This is a genomic window from Fulvivirga ulvae (assembly GCF_021389975.1).
In the GTDB taxonomy this organism is placed as follows: domain Bacteria; phylum Bacteroidota; class Bacteroidia; order Cytophagales; family Cyclobacteriaceae; genus Fulvivirga; species Fulvivirga ulvae.
Genome location: NZ_CP089981.1, coordinates 6,620,224 through 6,639,389 on the forward strand (window position 1 = coordinate 6,620,224; position 19,166 = coordinate 6,639,389).

Annotated in this window: 1 protein-coding gene; it reads right to left on the bottom strand. The window is 44.3% G+C overall.

From position 1 onward, the window contains the following. Window positions 1–77 precede the first annotated feature (77 nt). Entirely contained in the window at window positions 78–19,151 is a 19,074-nt protein-coding gene (locus LVD17_RS27070) for a non-ribosomal peptide synthase/polyketide synthase (RefSeq protein WP_233763345.1), read from the bottom strand. Between the last annotated feature and the right edge of the window lie 15 nt (window positions 19,152–19,166).

A 19,166-nucleotide genomic window follows, 5' to 3' on the forward strand; every position in this document is an offset into this window, starting at 1 on the left:
TTCATGTGGCGGTGCCACCCGTAAATTCCAATTATGCTCAAAGGTTCATTTTGAACCTTTAAGGAGTGAACTTTGCTTTACACTCCTTCCGGAATTGACTTGTTTCGATTATTAAGGCTGAAGTCTATTTGTTCCACAACCCTTTTAACTCCGGGCTCCCGGAGTATGGAAAAATGGTCCCCGTCTACTTCTATATAATTTATTTCCTTTTCAAAGTTTTCTGATAGCAGTTCTATACCATAGTCTGTATCTTCCGCCTTTACATATACTGGTTCTGCCTTTAGCTTCCCTTTGATTTTGTAGCGTAATACAGCATTATCAAGGGTTCTGATGGTGTTGAGATATAGTATCATCTGTCGCACATCGATATTGTCAAAGTCTGGTATCAGCGGCACTATGTCTCCAGGTACCATCCCCTTCACCGGCCCCATATCAGACAGACCAGAGAACAGCTCTATGGCCTGCTCCCACACCTCTTGCATACTTTCCAGTCTTTCCAATACTTCATGCCTTCCGGCAAGTACCTCTTTCAAAAGTGTCTTTTCTGTCTTTGCATTGAATGGTGTCACTTCTTCGCTGCACTCAAATGGCAAAATGGTGTCTATCATGATCAGGATATCAACCCTTTCTCCGTCAGCTTCCAATTGCCGGGTTATTTCGTAGGCTATGGTGCCACCTGTACTCCACCCTGCCACTTTATATGGGCCCTCCGGCTGTACCATTTTCATCTGGTTAATGTATAGTGACGCCAGTTCCTCAACACTCAGATTCAGAGGGGCAACATTGCTCAGGGACGGGCTTCTCAAACCCCAGCATGTATGGTCACTGATATGCCTGCTCAAACCGACATATCCTTGTACATCACCACTGCCATCATGGATAAAAAAGAGTTTGTGGTCAGCAGGGGTTCCTTGCTTCAGAAGAGTCAGGAGCTCTCCTGCAACGGCCAGTGGCCTTCTGCTCTTTTGGATCTTCGGGATAATGCCTGTTATTGTAGGCGATGTGAATAAATCTACCAGGGAAATTTCACTTCCAAAGGTTTTATTGATACGATGAACCATTTTTGTGGCTTTGAGCGACTGCCCTCCCAATTCGAAGAAGTTTTGGTTCACACCTATCCTATTAACTTCTATTTCCAGAATTTCAGCCCAGATAGCAGCCAACCGCCCCTCCTCCGGAGTCTCAGGAATCACAATTTCTACCTGGTGTTCTTCCACAGGATCGGGAAGTGCTTTTTTGTTCAGTTTGCCATTCGGAGTAACAGGCAGTTTTTCCATCTCCACAAAGTATGCAGGCACCATATATGCCGGTAAATTTGTGGCCAGGTGATCGCGCAGGTCACTGCTCTCAATATTCTTGCCTGCATAATAGGCTACGAGATACTTGGCGCTTTCACTTCCCTTTGCCATAACCGCTGCTTCGCTTACACGCTCATGCCGTACGAGCCACTTCTCTATTTCCCCGGGCTCAATCCTGTAGCCCCGTATTTTCACCTGATCATCAGCCCTGCCGAGAAATTCTATGCTACCATCCGGCATCCATCTGGCCAGGTCTCCTGTCCTATAAAGTCGTTTTCCCGAAACCTGTTTATTATTAATAAACTTTTCCCGAGTCAATTGTGGCCTTTTCAGATATTCACGGGCCAGGCCTTTCCCCGCAATACAAAGTTCACCGGGAACCATTACCGGGCACATGGTCCCGTTGTTGTTGATAATATAAACCTCCCGGTTGGCTATGGGCTGTCCTATATGTGATGTTTTGGTAATGTCCGTAATACGGTTATATGTTGCACAAACGGTTGACTCAGAGGGTCCGTAGGTATTGTATACCGGATATTTTTCAAACAGCTTATCAATATGACGCGGCAATAAAACATCACCACCGCTGATGATGGCTCTCAGGCTGCTTAACCTATCTGCGTAATGGTTTAGCTCATTGAGCACAAGCGGTGTAGTGCTTAACAAGGTGGCATTACAGGTTGCAATAGCCTCTGCCATATAGTCAATATCACGACCGCCGGAAGGCATAATAAACACACATGCCCCGGAAATGAGTGCAGGAAATACCTCTTCCACTACCGTATCAAAAGAAATGGAGGACTGTTGAATAACCTTGTCTTCTTCTGTAACTGAAAAATAGTTTTTAAAGGTAAGCGCATAATCCAGCAGGGATTCGTGTTCGATGATGATGCCTTTGGGCTTACCCGTACTTCCTGATGTAAAGATCACATAAGCGGCACTGCGACTATCTATTGCCGCGGGAGGATTATCCGTTGCCATTTCATCGAGTGTATTCTGACCATCGACTAAATCAATGGCTTCTATGTTTTTCTCCATAGCAGCCAGTTCCTGATATAAATTTGTAATAACCAGCCTGGGCTTTGCCTTATGGATCATCGCTTTTATTCTCCCGGCCGGGTATTCAGGGTCCAGCGGCACATAAGCTGCTCCGGATTTCAATACAGCCATCATGGCTATCAACATTTCCGGTGAGCGACTTACATAGATGCCTATGATATCCTCGCCCTGCACCCCTTTGGTGTAAATCAGGTAATTTGCGAGCCGGTTTACCTGTTCATTAAACTCATGATAAGTCAAGGTACGTCCTCCGCAAGTAATACAAGGTCTGTTGCTATAAATATTGGCTTGCTTCTCAAAAAGGTCTACCACATTGGTATCTGAAGGATAAGCCACAGCCGTATCATTAAATCCGGCAATCAGCCCGAGGTCTTCTTCAGAAAGGATATTGATGTCTTCAAGCTTTATCTGATCATCACCAACCACTGCTGCCACGATGGACTTAAAGCACGCAACAAACCTTTTTATAGTCTGTTCCCGAAACAGGGTGGTAGAATATTCAAACCCAAGTCGGATATTCTCTTTCCCCTCAGAGCCTGTCAGGGTCAGGTCAAACTGCGAAACCGTGGTATCCAGAGGGTATGGCTCAGCGCTTAATTCACCCGGCCCCTTATCTGCTTCCTGCTGGTGATGAAATGAAAACATGACATCGAAGAGCGGGTTTCTGCCGGTGTCGCGATGGATATTAAGGGCTTCAACAAGTTCTTCATAAGGATATGCCTGATGATCAAGAGCAGCAACGGTTACGGCCTGCATCTCTGCCAACAAGCTTTTGAAATCAAGCTCTGCACCGACTCTGAAACGAAGTGGCAGTGTGTTAACAAACATACCGATCATATTTTCCAAGTCACTATGCTCCCTGCCTGCCACCGGTGTGCCTACTACGATATCTTGCTGGTTGCCCAGCCGACTCAAAAGCACATTGTATATACCCAGGACAACTACAAACATGGTAGTACCCTGCGCAGCTGCCAGGGCCCGCAAGCCCTGGGTCTCGTTTGAATTCAACTCAAAGGCAAAGTATGCTCCATGGTCGTGCCTGACCAGTGGCCTTACAAAATCAGATGGCAGGTTAAGTGGGTGCAGTTCATCCTCAAACATGCTTAACCAGAAGGCTTTTTGACGAGCCTTTGCCTTTTGCTGATCAGCGCTTTGCTGCCACACGGCATAATCTTTATACTGGTATTTAGGTTCCGGAAGTAAACTTCCATTGTAAAGTTCCATCAACTCATTCACCAGTATGTTTTGAGACACTCCGTCAGTTATAATATGGTGCATATCTACCATCAGTACCTGATCATCCACATCCTTATCAGGACTGGTGATCAAGCCTACCCTTAACAGGGGAGCCTCACCCAAATCAAACGGCCTGATAAATTCACGGACTATGCCCTGCACATCCTCATCATGAGCCCTGTAATATTCTATCCTGAAATCTACGGCTGTATGTATCTTTTGCCGGGGTTCATCATCGATCATCACAAAAGAGGTCCGCAGGCTTTCATGTCTGCCAATCAACTGCTCAAGCGCTGACTGCAACTGCACTCTGTTCAGGCCTCCTTTGAATTTCACTACCTGGGGCATATTATAAGCGAGCGATGCTTTATCGAACTCATACAGGAAGTATAGTCGCCTCTGTGCTGCTGATAAAGGATAATATGCTCTTGGTTCTGCTTTCTCTATGGCGCTGAATACGGATTGGTCTTTCGACAGAATATACTGAGCGAGAGTCCTGATCGCCTGATGACGAAATACTTCCCTTAGCGGCACTTCTACAGACAATTCCTTAAACAGTTTGTTAACCAATGCTATTGCGCGTAGTGAATGCCCGCCTAATTCGAAAAAGCTGCGGGTAACGCTAATCTGGTCGCTATCCAGTTTAAGTACTTCTGCCCAAATGCTGACCAGTTTGCGCTCGAGGTCACTGGCCGGAGATGTATATGCCTCTGTAACGATACCGGGGTCAGGTAAATATTTTCTGTCTGCTTTGCCACTGGCAGTAAGTGGCATGGCCTCAAGACGAATGTACTTCACCGGAACCATGTACTCCGGAAGCAGATGCGACAAGTAGTTTTTCATTGTCTCAGGTTCCAATGGCTGCTCCGCTACATAATATGCAACAAGTTGCCGGTCTCCCGATTTTTCAAAAGCAATCACCACTGCTTCACTGATAAGTTCATGGGTCGCAAGTTGATGTTCTATTTCTCCAAGTTCGATCCTGAATCCCCGGACTTTAACCTGGTGATCCAATCTGCCAAAGAATTCCAAATCACCTTCCGGGTTCCACCTGACCAGGTCTCCTGTACTGTATATCAGTGTCTCTGGCTGATATGGGTTATTTACAAATTTCGCGCTTGTCAGTACTTTATTGTTAAGATAACCTGATGCCAATCCCTCTCCTCCTATGTACAGCTCTCCTTTAACACCTTTAGGCACTAATTTTCTGTTTTTATCTAAAATAAAAATGCTGGTATTATCTAGAGGCCTTCCAATGGATATCCTGCCTTTGCTTTCCTCCGTAATATGTTTAATGGTGGAGGTAACCGTAGTTTCAGTGGGACCATATTCATTGTAAAATTCACACAGTCCATAAAATTTATTAGCTATCTGCCTGCGACATTCCTCTCCTCCCGATACTACACGTTTAACTGTTGTGGAATTATCAAGCTCTATCGTTTCCAAAAAGGATGGTGTGGCATGGATGTGTGTTACCTGGTGTGCGTTAAGGTAGTTGTTGAAACGAACATTATCACTCAATGCGTTTTTATCTGGCAATACAAGGGCTGCACCATTCAGCAGGGCCAACCACATCTGCTCAACAGAGGCATCAAAAATAATAGTAGAAAATTGCAGTATCCTGTCATGTTTATTAATGCCAAACCGCCGCGTCTGGGAAGTGACCAGGTTTACTACAGCACTGTGCCTGATCATTACCCCTTTGGGGTTGCCTGTAGAGCCAGAAGTGTAAAGGGTATAGACCATGCTTTCCTCGGAAATTGACAGCGTCAAATCCTTTTCATCTTCTTGTTTTATGGCCTCTCCATCAATGTCTGTAATACTGATATGCTTTTGATAAACTTCAACATTAGCATTATTCGTGATCAGATTTACCAACCCGCTTTCGCGAATGATATGCAAATTACGGCTTTCCGGATGCGCAGGATCTAAAGGTAAGTAGGCTGCCCCTGTCTTGAGGATACCAATGATGCCTATAAACAACTCTACGGTTTTATCCAGGCTTATGCCTACAATATCTCCTTCTCCTATTCCCTGCCTGCGCAAATGGTTTGCTAATTGATTAGCCTTCTCGTTTAACTGCTGATAGGTAATCTGAACGTTATTATGGATCAGCGCAATGCTTTGCTTCGATATTTTAACCTGCTCTTCAAAGACTGAAGTAAGCGATCGCTTAGGGAAATCCAGTTTGGTTTGATTAAGATCATGAAGTAGTTCATGAGCCTCCTTAACTGTAAGAATGTCATCACTGTCCATCCGTTCATCAGGTGTATCTATTATACAGGAAAGTGTTTTTATGAAGTAGTCAAATAGTTTGTCAGCAGTCTCCTCATCCATAAATGAGGTAAAATAGGCCATTACGCACCTGAGGTCACCAGCAGTTTTATCTACCGCAAAGGAGAACAGCGAGTTGTCAAATGCTCCTCCCATATTTGTACTGACCCCTTGCTCGTTCTGTCTGGAATTTTCAGCTTTTAGCTCTCCCATATCACGCTCTTCCATGCTATTGTAAACATGAAAATCAGTATAGTTAAAAATAATGTCAGTGATCGGATTCTCTCCGTTAAACGGCTCCCTGATCACCTCTACAATCCTGGAAAGTGAGATTTTATCGTACTGCTTCAGTTTGTTCAGTTTGCGATCTACCTGCAACGCATATTGCTTCCACGTGGCTTCATGGGGCACAATGATCCTTACAGGTACTGTATTGAGAAAGCACCCTATTACCTTTTCAGCATCCTCACGGGCCGGACGGTTATGGGTGATAAGCCCGATGGTGATATCATCTTCGTAAGCAAACATTTTTAAAGAATACACAAAAGCCGCAAAGCATATATTTTTAATACTCATCTGCTGTTCTTTCGCCTTAGCGACCAGTCCGGCGTTCAGATCTTCCGGAAATTTCTTTGCCCGGGTGATCAGTTGAGGTGCCTGTCCCCCGTTTATATCAAACTCAAACCTCTTGTACCCATCTAATTCTTTTTGCCAGTAGTCTATAACGGAGCTACTGCGAACGGCATTAATTTGTTCAATAACAAAATCTTTATAGGTGAATTTTAAAGCATCAGGCCTGAATTGAGGATTCTTTTTGAGGGCAACAACCAGGTTGTTAAGCTCTGTATTCAGCGAGGCATCACTCCAGCCGTCAATGATGGCATGATGGCATATAAAGCATACACAATAATTATCATTGCCCAGTGCAAAAGTTGTGTATCGCCAAAGGCCACGTTGTTCATATTTGAAAGCATCTGCCCTGTCATCATACAGGTAGTCATTAACGGACTGGTATTGCCGGGTCTCACTCAGACCTGAAAGGTCATAATGAGATATTTTGGCATCAGTTGTCTTATAAAGGATTTGAAAAAGCTCATCTTCATCCTGAAAAAAGCCGGTTCGTAGCATAGGATGTTTCTCCACCATTAACTGCAAAGCCTGATGCAACACTGAAAGATCCATATCCGGAAACTTCACAATATTTACCATCTGATCATGGTAGGTACCGGGATCTTTCATCGAATGAAAGAGCATGCCTTTCTGGATATCTGCGGCGGGGTATATGTCTTCAATCTGCGAAGCATCCAACTCCTTATTTTGAGCTAAAATTGATCTTTTTCTTTCCTCAAGCTCTTGTCTTATTTTACCTGTCTGGTCTGCATCACCGGAGGTGGTCATGGCCTTTTCCAGGCATTTGGTAAATTCTACAATGGTAGGATGTGTAAACAGTTCTGCAATACTCACTTTGGTGTTAAAGTGCTTATTGATTTCACCAATTAACCTTATCGCCACCATAGAGTCGCCTCCAAGACTGAAGAAATTACTGGTGGTACTCACTGCCTCCAGTTTGAGTATACCTGACCATATTTCCGTCAGTCGCGCTTCCATCTCATTCTGCGGTGTGGCAAAAAGGCCTTCCTGGGATATCTCTATTTCCGGAAGCATTCTCCTGTTCACTTTACCGTTAGAGGTTTGTGGTATTTCATCAATTAAAGCAAAATAGGCAGGTATCATATAGTCAGGTAACACGCCCGCCAGGTAAGACCTTAATTCGGAAATTTCCACGCCTTTTTCGCTAACAATATATGCATGAAGGGCGACGTTACCATTTCTGTCTTTCCGGTCTATAACCACAGCATCATCTACATCATCACACCTAAGCACCTGGCTTTCAATTTCCCCCAGCTCAATCCTGAACCCTCTGATTTTTACCTGGTTGTCCAGTCTTCCCAAATATTCCATCTCTCCGGAGGACGTAAGCCGCACACCATCTCCGGAGCGGTATAGCCTCTCTTCAGGGTTATAAGGATTTTTAATAAATCGTTGGTTCGTTAGGCTTTCTTTGTTGAGGTAGCCTCTTCCTACACCATCTCCACCTACAAACAATTCACCTTTCACTCCCAATGGAACTAGTTTAAGATTATTATCAAAAACATAGCATGAAAGCGTGGGTATAGGTTTTCCTATATTGCTAAGGTTGTGCTCAATTTCATAGGCTCCTATTTCTTTATAGGTAACGTGTACGGTTGTCTCGGTAATACCATACATATTGATCAGCTTGGTATCAGGGTATTTTTCATTCCATGACTTCAGTTTATAAGGCTTTAATGCCTCACCTCCAAATATCACATATCTCAGGTTTAGCCGGTTTTGAGCATCAATGCTATCCACAGCAATCAGGTTATAAAATGCAGAAGGGGTCTGGTTAAGTACGGTAACTTTCTTCTCCTGTATCACCTTCAAAAAGCGTGATGGCTCCCGGGATATCTCTTTGGGGATAATAATCAGCTTACCTCCATAAAGCAAGGCTCCATACAGCTCCCATACACTAAAGTCAAAGCAATGGCTATGGAACATAGTCCATACGTCATGGTTATTGAAATCGAACTGAAGTTCATCGTTGAACAGCAAACGAACTACATTGCGGTGCTCAATCATTACACCTTTCGGGTTACCGGTGGTACCTGAAGTGTAAATAATGTAGCACATATCAGCAGGCCGGCTAATACAGGGAAGGTTGTTTTTCGAATAAGCCAATGTATCCGCCACGGCTATGTTTAAAGCGGTCACCGGGTACTTCACTTCTTTTTCCGTGGTAAGGAGGATGTTGACACCACTATCCGCCAGGGTATATTCTATTCTGTCTTCGGGGTAATCCACATCTATTGGCAAATATGCTCCTCCGGCTTTTAATGTTGCCAGCATACCCACGACAGTTTCTATAGTCCGGTCTGTCAACAGTCCAACTATTGCATCCGGGCCTACTCCTTTGTCTCGAAGCAACCACGCCAGTTGGTTACTTTTCTCATTTAATTCTTTATAAGTCAGTTGCTCATCTCCGAACTCCAAGGCTATGTTATCGGGATATCTGGCGACCTGCTCTTCAAACAACTGGTGTATGAGCTTGTCGTTCGGGAAGTCTACATTAAGGTAGTTAAGCGCCTGCAAGAGGTGATCTTTCTCTCCTTCAGAAAGTATCTCTATTTCAGAGAGCCTGACCTCCGGATTAGACGTCACCTCAGATACTATTTGCTTAAAATACTGAATGAACTTTTTAATGGTGCTTTCTTTGAACAAGTCTGTCGAATACTGAAAGTTCATAACAAGTTTCCCGTCAACCTCTGCCGAGGAAAGGGTAAGATCAAATTTTGATATGGAGTAGCCGCTGTGATAGGGCTTCAAGGACAACCCCGGAAGCTCCAGCACCGATTCTTCAATATTCTGAAAAACGAACATAACATCAAATAGCGGGTTACGTCCTGCATCTCTAGGCACTTTGAGTTCATCAACAAGTTCTTCATAAGGGTATTCCTGGTTTTCAAAGCTTGCCAGCGTTTTGACTTTCAATTGGGACAAGAATTGCACAAACGACAGGTTGCCAGCCACCTGATTACGCAGAGGCAGTGTATTAACAAAAACACCAATCATATTTTCCAGGTCTGCGTGGTTACGACCTGCAGTAGGTGTTCCTACAATAATATCTTCCTGATTACCAAGCTTACTCAGAAGGATATTGAACATGGAAAGTACTGCCATAAACATAGTTGCACTTTCTGTATCAGTGATCTGTTTTAGTCTGCCGGTCTCTTCTCTGTCTATTTCAAAAGATACAGATTCTCCTCTAAATGATTTTGACAATGGTCGTGGATTATCAGCAGGCAGATCCAGGGTATTCACTTCATCCGAATATTCGGTTAGCCAAAACTGCCGCTGCCGGAGTATTGCTGCTTTGTGTTCATCTTTTTGCAGCCACTCTGAGTAGTCTTTGTACTGAAGTTCTAATGGCTGTAATGTTTCGTCGTTATAGAGCGACATAAAGTCGTTGATCAAAACGCCAAACGAAACACCATCGGATATCAAATGGTGCATATCCACCATTAGAAGATGTTTTCCAGGGCTTATTGGTAATAATCCTACCCGTATTAACGGTGATTTTTCCAGATCAAAAGGGCGTATAAAGGCTTTGATTACATCTTGTTCATCATCATCAGAGATACTGAAATGTTCTATTTCAAATTGAAACTGTTCTGCAATTTTCTGAACAGGCTCACCATCCACCATAATAAACGAAGTACGCAGGCTTTCATGACGGTCGATAAGACTACGGAATGTCCTGTCCAGTTTCTCCTGATCTATTAACCCTTCAACTTTGAGTACATGAGGCATGTTGTAGGCCAATGATGCTTTATTAAACTCATAAAGGAAATACAGCCTGCTCTGAGCTGCAGACAAGGCATAGTATTCCTTTTTTGGTGCTTTGGTGATTTCCAAATGTGTACCGCGACCCCTGGTTTCGATATACTGTGCCAATGAACGGACATCCTGGTATCTGAATATTTCCCGAAGGGGTACCTCCACTCCCATCTCCCTGCTGATCCTGTTGATCACACTCGCTGCCTTCAGAGAATGGCCTCCCATCTCAAAGAAGCTTTTCGTTACACTAATTTGCTCCGGTTCAAGCTTTAAAATACCAGACCATATGCCAATCAATGACTCTTCTGTTGGTGTTGCCGGAGCTACATAGTCACTTTGGTCTGTTTCCGGCTCGGGTAAGGCCTTCCTGTCGGCTTTGCCATTGGCATTGAGTGGCATGGTCTCCATGTGTACATAATGGGAAGGCACCATGTAATCTGGTAAAAGATCTCTAAGAAAATCGCTTAGTAAGGCAGCCGCTATCTCTTCTCCCGAAACATAATAGGCTACAAGGTACTTATCGCCTCCCTTATCCCTTGCCATTACCAATACTTCACTGATCCCGTTATATGTGGCCAGGTGGTGTTCTATTTCGCCCAACTCTATCCTGAACCCCCTGATCTTGACCTGGTGATCAATTCTACCCAAAAAATCCACATTCCCGGTTTTGTCCCACCGTACAAGGTCTCCGGTTTTGTACATCAGGGTACCTGGTTTATAAGGATTGTCTACGAATTTCTCCTTTGTAAGTGTCTCATTGTTTAAATAACCCCTTGCCAGACCTGCACCGCCAATGCACAGCTCTCCGGGTACTCCTACAGGCTGTAGTTTCAGTTGGTTATCCAGTATATACAATGTGACATTGCTTAGTGGCTTTCCTATCGGGATACGTCCTGAGATTTCAGCACTGCCGGTGGAATATCCACAGCTATAAATAGTGGCTTCTGTAGGACCGTAAATGTTTTCCAGCACTATATTCGTATTCAGAGCCTTAAACGCTTTAACTAACTCGGTACTCAATGCCTCGCCTGCCAGAAATAAATACCTGACGCTACTGACCTTCTCTATGCCTTCCCTTTTAAGCTCGTCTACAAACACTGCAAACATGGAAGGAACAAAATTGAGGTGAGTAGTATTGTATTTGTCGATAGCTTCTATGATCTTGCCCGGGTTGCCCTCAGCTCCATACTCTAAAAGCGTTAAAGATCCTCCCTGATGAAACCAGCCAAATATCTCAGCACAGGAAACATCAAATGAGTGCGATGTTTTCATCAAATAACTATCCTCATACTCTAAGGGGTACTTTTCCTGCATACACGCCACAATATTCATCAGTGCCCCATGTTCAATCATCACTCCTTTTGGTTTGCCCGTAGACCCTGAGGTATAGATGACATAAGCCAAATCTTCCGGGTCTATTTCTACATTCAAAAGTTCGGTGGCAATGGCAGGAATGTCAACCAATGTATCCTCCGGTGTTACCATTTCCGTACCTTCAAAAGACGGGCCTTTGTACATGCCCTCTCCGGCTATAACCAACTTAACTCCAGAGTCCATAATGATAGCTTCTTTCCTATCGCCGGGGTAAACCGGGTCTACAGGTACATAAGCTGCCCCCGCCTTTAATATCCCAAACAAGCACGGTATCAGGTATTCATCCCTTTGCAGGATGATACCTACCAGATCTCCACGGTCAATTCCATGAACTGACCTAAGGTATCGGGCTATTTTATCAGACTGTTCTTCTACTTCCTGGTAGGTCTGTACCGAATCGCCATACCTGATAGCAATGGCATCTGGTGTTCTTTTCACTTGCTCTATGAAGCATGAAACCACAGTCGCATGGTGCGGATAGCTTTTTTCAGTGTCATTAAACGCAGTTAAAAGTTCCTGCTTTTCCGTATCAGCGAGAATTTCTATATCTCCAATTCTAATGCTGATATCATCAGTTATTGCATTTACAACTCTTTCGAAATAGTCTGCAAACCTATGAATAGTTTCTCTGGTGAAAAGACAGGTAGCATATTCGAATGTTAGGAATATTTGCTCTCCATTATCCCCTGCCAATAGACTTAGATCAAATTTTGATACTTTATGGTCTCCATGTATGGCTTCGGCTTCCATATTATGCATCTGCTGATCTGAGGTATCGATATTCTGATATGAAAACATAACATCAAACAGGGGATTGCGACTCGTATCCCGCTCAATCTTCAGGTCATCAACCAGTTCTTCATATGGGTATGCCTGATGCTCAAAAGCCGAGAGGCTTCTTGTTTTCAGATCAGACAAGAAGTCATTATAGCGAACCTCCGCCTTAGGCATGTTCCTTAAAGGCAGTGTATTTACGAACATTCCAATCATCCTCTCAAGATCAGCATGTTGTCTGCCAGCCACGGGAGTTCCTACAACGATGTCTTCCTGATTTCCAAGCTTAGCTAACAAAATGTTATACAATGAAAGTACAACCATGAACATGGTTACACCGTGGTCTTCTGCAATAGCCATCAGAGCCCGGGTCTGCTCCCTGCTCAACTCAAAACCCAGGGTATCTCCTTTGTTATCCATAACCCTCGGTCTTGGATAATCGGTGGGAAGCTCCAAGGTATAAACCTCATCGGCAAAAGCCTCCATCCAAAAGTTCCTTTGTCTGGCTTTCTGCTCTTGCTGAGTAGCACTTTGCTGCCATTCGGCATAGTCTTTATATTGTAGTTCTGGCTGGGGTAAAATATCTCCGTGGTAAATTGCCATAAAATCGCTAACCAGTATTTGCTGAGATACTCCGTCCGTAATTATGTGGTGCATATCTACCATCAGCACCTGGTCAACAATGCCTTCCTCACTACTACGTTCTATCAGACCAACCCTGATCAATGGTGCCCGGGCAAGATCAAAAGGTCGGATAAATCCATTGATGATATCTGCCTCTTCTTTTTCCGAAGCGAGGAAGTACTCAAGCCGGAAGGCAACAGAATCATTTATTTTCTGCAAAGGCTCATCGTTAACAACTACAAATGAAGTGCGAAGGCTCTCATGTCTTAGTATAAGCTGATCAAAAGTATCCTGCAATCGCTCTTTATTTAGTCCGCCTTTAAACCTCATGATCTGAGGCATGTTATAGGCCAGTGATATTTTGCTGAACTCATAGAGGAAATATAACCTGCGCTGGGCTGCAGAAAGTGCATAGTATTCCTTTTTCGGGGCCTGGGTTATTGCTGAGTGCAAAACCCGCTCCTGAGTATGTATATACTGTGCCAGCAGACGTACGTTCTGACATCGGAATATCTCCCGCAGTGGTACTTCCACTTCCATCTCCCTGCTGATCTTGTTGACCAAAACGGTAGCTCTCAGGGAGTGGCCTCCAAGTTCAAAGAAACTGGTATCAACGCCTATAAGTTTGGCTTCTATGCCAAGCACATCGGCCCAAATATCCACCAACTGAATTTCCAGTTCGTTTTCAGGGGCCACATAGTTTTCATTTTGTTTTAGTTCGGGGGCCGGAAGCGCCCTTCTGTCTACTTTTCCATTATTGGTTAAGGGAATCTTCTCTAACTGCATAAAGTATGTTGGCACCATATAATCAGGCAGAGAAATTGACAGAAAATCCCTTAGTTCAGCAGCATTGATTTCCTGCCCGGTAACATAATAGCCGATCAGATATTTTGCTTCCTCCTCACCACGGACCAACACCACGCAGTCTTTGACCAGTTCGTGCCTTGCCAACTGGCCTTCTATTTCATCAAGTTCTATTCTAAAGCCCCGGAGCTGCACCTGGTGATCACTTCTGCCAATATATTCCAGATCTCCGCTGTTGAGTATTCTGGCCATATCCCCGGAGAAGTATAGCCTCTCCTCAGGGTTGTAAGGGTTAACCATGAAACGCTGCTCTGTAAGGGTTTTATTACCCAGATACCCCCTGGAAACACCTTCTCCTCCTACGTATAACTCGCCTGCCACTCCACGGGGCACAAGTCTTTTATATTTATCCAACACATAGACCGACAAGGTGGGGATAGGTTTTCCTATATTGCTGATGTTATTTTCTATCTCATACTCTCCAACTTCTTTATACGTTACATGCACGGTAGTTTCGGTTATTCCAAACATGTTGACCAGCTTAATGTGCGGATATTTTGCATACCACCTTCTTAGCTTAACCGGACTAAGTGCCTCTCCACCAAAGATTACATATCTCAAACTAAGTGCTCTGTCAGCATCATCCGCATCTTTTTGGATCAGGTTGTAAAATGCACTGGGGGTTTGATTTAAGACAGTAACTTTTTCCTTTTGCAATATCTCCAGATATGCGGCTGTATCCATGGCCGTAAGCTTAGGGATGATCACTACCTTACCTCCGTAGAGCAGGGCTCCAAATATTTCCCATACACTGAAGTCAAAGCAATGGCTATGGAACATGGTCCATACATCAGCGGAATTAAAATCAAACTGAAACTTATCATTAAACAGCAACCTGACCACATTGCGGTGCTCCACCATCACACCCTTGGGTTTTCCGGTTGTACCGGAAGTGTAAATCACATAGCAGAGGTCGGAAGGCTTGTTGATATGACCGACTGCAGTCTGTTCCTTCTCCAGAGCTTCTTCTATAAACACAACGGGTAAGTTATGTTCTATGTCATGCTCCAGTTTTTTTGACGATACAACCACTCTTGTACCACTGTCTTCAATGATATACGCCAGCCGATCTTTGGGATACTCAATATCTAAAGGCAGGTAGGCCCCTCCGGCTTTCAATATACCCATCATACCTATCACTGTTTCAATGGACCTGTCCGTAAGCAGACCGATAATATCATCAGGCTTTACTTCGTTATATCTTAAAGTGGCTGCCAAACGGGTTGAGGCCTGGTCCAGCTCTATATAGGTGATGCTCCTGCCTTCAAATTTGACAGCGACGTTGTCAGGGTTCAATTCTACCTGTTTTTCGAACAGGGTGATAATAGTTTCATCTCCGGGATAGGCGACGGCTGTATGGTTGAACATGTTCAGCAGCTGATGCTTCTCCTCATCAGACATGATCTCTATTTCTGATATCTGCTGCTCAGTATTGGCTGTTACTGATTCAACTATGCGCTGGAAGTAGCTGATAAACCTTGAAATGGTTTCAGGAGTAAACAGATCGGCTGAATACTCAAAACTCAGTTTCATACCGGAGGTGTTCTCAGCCGCTGTCAACGTCAAATCGAACTTGGCAACTGTTCGGGTGCTACTGTATGGTATGAGTTCAAGGCCCCTTATCTTCGCCCCGGCGTCTTCCTGGTTCTGAAACACAAACATCACATCGAATAACGGGTTCCTGTTAACAGCCCTGTCAGCTTTCACTTCATCAATCAGTTCTTCATAAGGATAGCCCTGGTGCTCAAAGCCTGTCAGAGAACGTTCTTTAACTTCGTGCAGAAAGTCCCGGAAACTCTTATCACCCGCAGGATAGTTGCGAAGAGGAAGGGTGTTTACAAATATACCGATCACCCGTTCAAGGTCTGCATGTTGCCGGCCTGCTACAGGGGTGCCAACTACAATGTCTTCCTGGCTGCTTAATTTACTTAGCATCACATTGTAGATAGAAAGCATTAGCATAAAGAGGGTTGTGCCCTCCGTCTTCGCAATTTCATTCAGCCTGCGTGTAGTTGCTGCACTTAGCGCAAAATCTACACTACCTCCTTTGCTGCTTTTTACCAAAGGGCGAACTTTATCGGTTGGCAAATCCATAGAGGTAACTCCTTCAGAAAACTCGCTGATCCAGAAATTTTTCTGCTCCTGAAAAGATGCCTGCCGGACGGGGTCTTGCTGCCATTCGGCAAAGTCTTTATATTGAAGCTCAAGGGGTTCAAGGGCATCACCGTTATAGAGGTGCGTAAAATCTTGCATCAGTATGCCCTGGGATATTCCATCAGTGATGATGTGATGCATATCTACCACCAATATGTGGTCTGCTTCCGCCAGCTCTATCACTCCGGCACGCATAAGTGGCGCCCGGCTCAGGTCAAAGGGTGCTATGAAACTGCGGATCCATGCTTCTGCTTCCTGCTCAACAGCCCTGTAGTATTGTACTTCAAAGTCGCAATGAGGGGATACTTTCTGTACCGGGTGGTCATGCTCAGCATGGAATGAGGTGCGAAGGCTTTCATGTCTTTTAATAAGACTCCTGAAACCATCCACTATTTTTTCTTTGTCAAGCGTACCTTTTAGCCTAACCGTATAAGGCATATTGTAGGCCGTTGAATCTTTATCGAGTTGATGCAGTACATACAAACGTTTCTGTGATGAAGACAATGAGTAGTAAGGCCGGTCGGCAGCTTTCTCAACAGCCTTGTAGGTGGTTTGTTCCTGAGTGTTAAGATATTGTGCCTGACTACGGATATCCTGATGATGAAATATCTGTCGCAACGGCATAACCATACCCAGCTTTTGGTGAATCTTATTTACCAGCAAACTGGCCAGCAAGGAGTGTCCGCCCAACTCGAAGAAGCTGCGTGTTACACTGATAGATTCCGGATTGGTTTTCAGAATTTCCGCCCAGATGCTTACCAGTTGTTCTTCTGTTCCATCTGATGCCTCAACATATTCAGTACTGCTGATTAACTCGGGAGCTGGTAAAGATTTTCTGTCTATTTTACCGTTAGGAGTCAGCGGGAACTTGTCCAGATACATGAAGTATGAGGGAATCATGTAGTCGGGTAGCCGCTGTGACAGGTGGTTGCGAAGTTCTGCCGGCTCTATCATCGCTGATGATACGTAATAGGCTACCAGCATCTGCTCACCGGAGGTGCCATGAGCATAGACTACAGCTTCTTTAACTTCTGATTTGGTGAGCAATTGGTTCTCAATCTCTCCCGGCTCTATGCGATAACCCCGGATCTTGACCTGGTTGTCAATGCGACCCAGGTATTCGATAGCACCTGTTGGCATCCAGCGCGCCAAATCACCGGTACGATAAAAGCGACCCGAAACCCCGGAAGGATCAGTTATAAAACGTTCCCTGGTAAGCTCCTCTTTATTCCAGTACCCTCTGCCAACTCCCATACCGCCGATATACAACTCTCCGGCTATACCTATGGGCTGTAATTGGCCATCTCCTCCTACTATAAGCATTGTAGTGTTCGCTATAGGTGTACCTATGTCGATCTGCGCTGCAGTAGTGAGTTCCTGTGCTGATGAGTATACTGTAGTTTCCGTAGGGCCATACATATTATAAATCCTACCCCGGTATCTTTTCCGAAGATTGTTCAGTAAGTCCATGGGAAAACTTTCGCCTCCCACCATTAATGTGCCTACACTTTGTAAAGCTTCTTCAATACTACCGGATGATAACAACATCTTAAGATGTGACGGAGTAACCTGCACCTGGTTTATTCCTTCAGATTTTATAAGTGCACAAAGTGCCTCCGGATCTTTCTGGTCGCTATTGCCGGCCAGTACTACCTGATGTCCCAATAGAAATGGAACTATACTTTCCAATACGAATATATCAAATGAAATAGTGGTCAGACAGAGTATACGAGAGTTTTCATCCATAGGAATACGCTCAGCCATCCCTTCCATGAAGTTGATAACGCTCCGGTGCTCAATCATCACTCCCTTAGGGCGCCCGGTTGAACCGGAAGTATAGATCATATAAGCCAACCGTGATGGTGGTATTACTACCTCAGGATTATAAGTGCTTTCTTCTGATATGGATGCCGCGGTGACATCGAGTGCCTTTAATTGCGCTCCATGTTGCTTTGCCCTTTCCAATAGCTCAGTACTGGTCAGCATCAGGCTAAGCCTGCTGTCCTTCACGATGTAGTCTATACGATCTTCAGGGTAGTCAGGGTCTATTGGCACATACGTGCAGCCTGCTTTCAGCGCTCCCAAAATACCGATCAAAAGAGACTCCGTACGTGGAAGCATAATACCTACAACAGCTTCCGCGGGCAAATCCAGCTTCAGTATATTATGGGCCAACTGGTTGCTTCTGCCGTTCAGATCAGCATAGGTAAGGCTTTTTCCATTATACGTCAGTGCCAGAGCCTCTCCGGATTTCACCACCCTCATTTCAAAGGCAGAGACAATACTGCGACTTTCTTCAAAAGATAGCCGGGTATTATTAAAATTCCCAAGAATGAGCGCTCTCTCCTTTTGGGTAATGAGTTCTACATCTGAGAGGTTTGCATTGACATCGGAGAGCAGCTTATACAGTAAACTAAAATATAAATTAACTATCCCTTCCAGGTATTCCTTGTCAAACTTAGCTGCTTCGTAGCAAATCTTTACAGACAACTCCTTGTTGACCTTAAATTTGAAGAGCAAATCGGGTAATAATTCGTCCAGAACGGAAGCATCCTGAAGTTCCTCCAGCACCATGGCTACTGATGGCCCCAGGCTCAACTCATTTAGCGATTTATCCAACATCCTTTCTACAGGATAGTTGCAATATTTCATGTCTTCAACAACAGTGTCTTTAACCTTCATCAGAAATCCGACAAAAGACAGATCTGAGAAATGGTTTGTTCTTACCGGAAGAATGGTATTCAGGTGCCGAGCACCTGAATAGTCATTGTAAAGGGAAGTAAAAATGCATACATCATCGCATGAGGAGCATTTTTGTATAAAAACACTTAAAGCAGAAAGAAGTACAAGGTGCTTTCCTTTATCTGAGGCAGAAACTTTGTGCAGAAGTTCCTTTAAGCCCTGTTCTGCTTTTACAGTAAACTCAGTCTGTTCATTTTCATGATGCGAGGGGGTGTTTGGGTAACCTTTAAAATAAGTTTGCATCTGAAAGCTTTCAAAACGGTGCTTCCAATGATTTTTAGCTCTTAGATTATTGTTGGCTTCCAGCGCCTTCTTATCAAGCATTGATTTTGTAGACATAGGTCTTCTCTCTTT

Bases quoted from the DNA above. Each gene is read 5' to 3' on its own strand.
- LVD17_RS27070 (WP_233763345.1), bottom strand. From the start codon at position 19,151: ATGTCTACAAAATCAATGCTTGATAAGAAGGCGCTGGAAGCCAACAAT.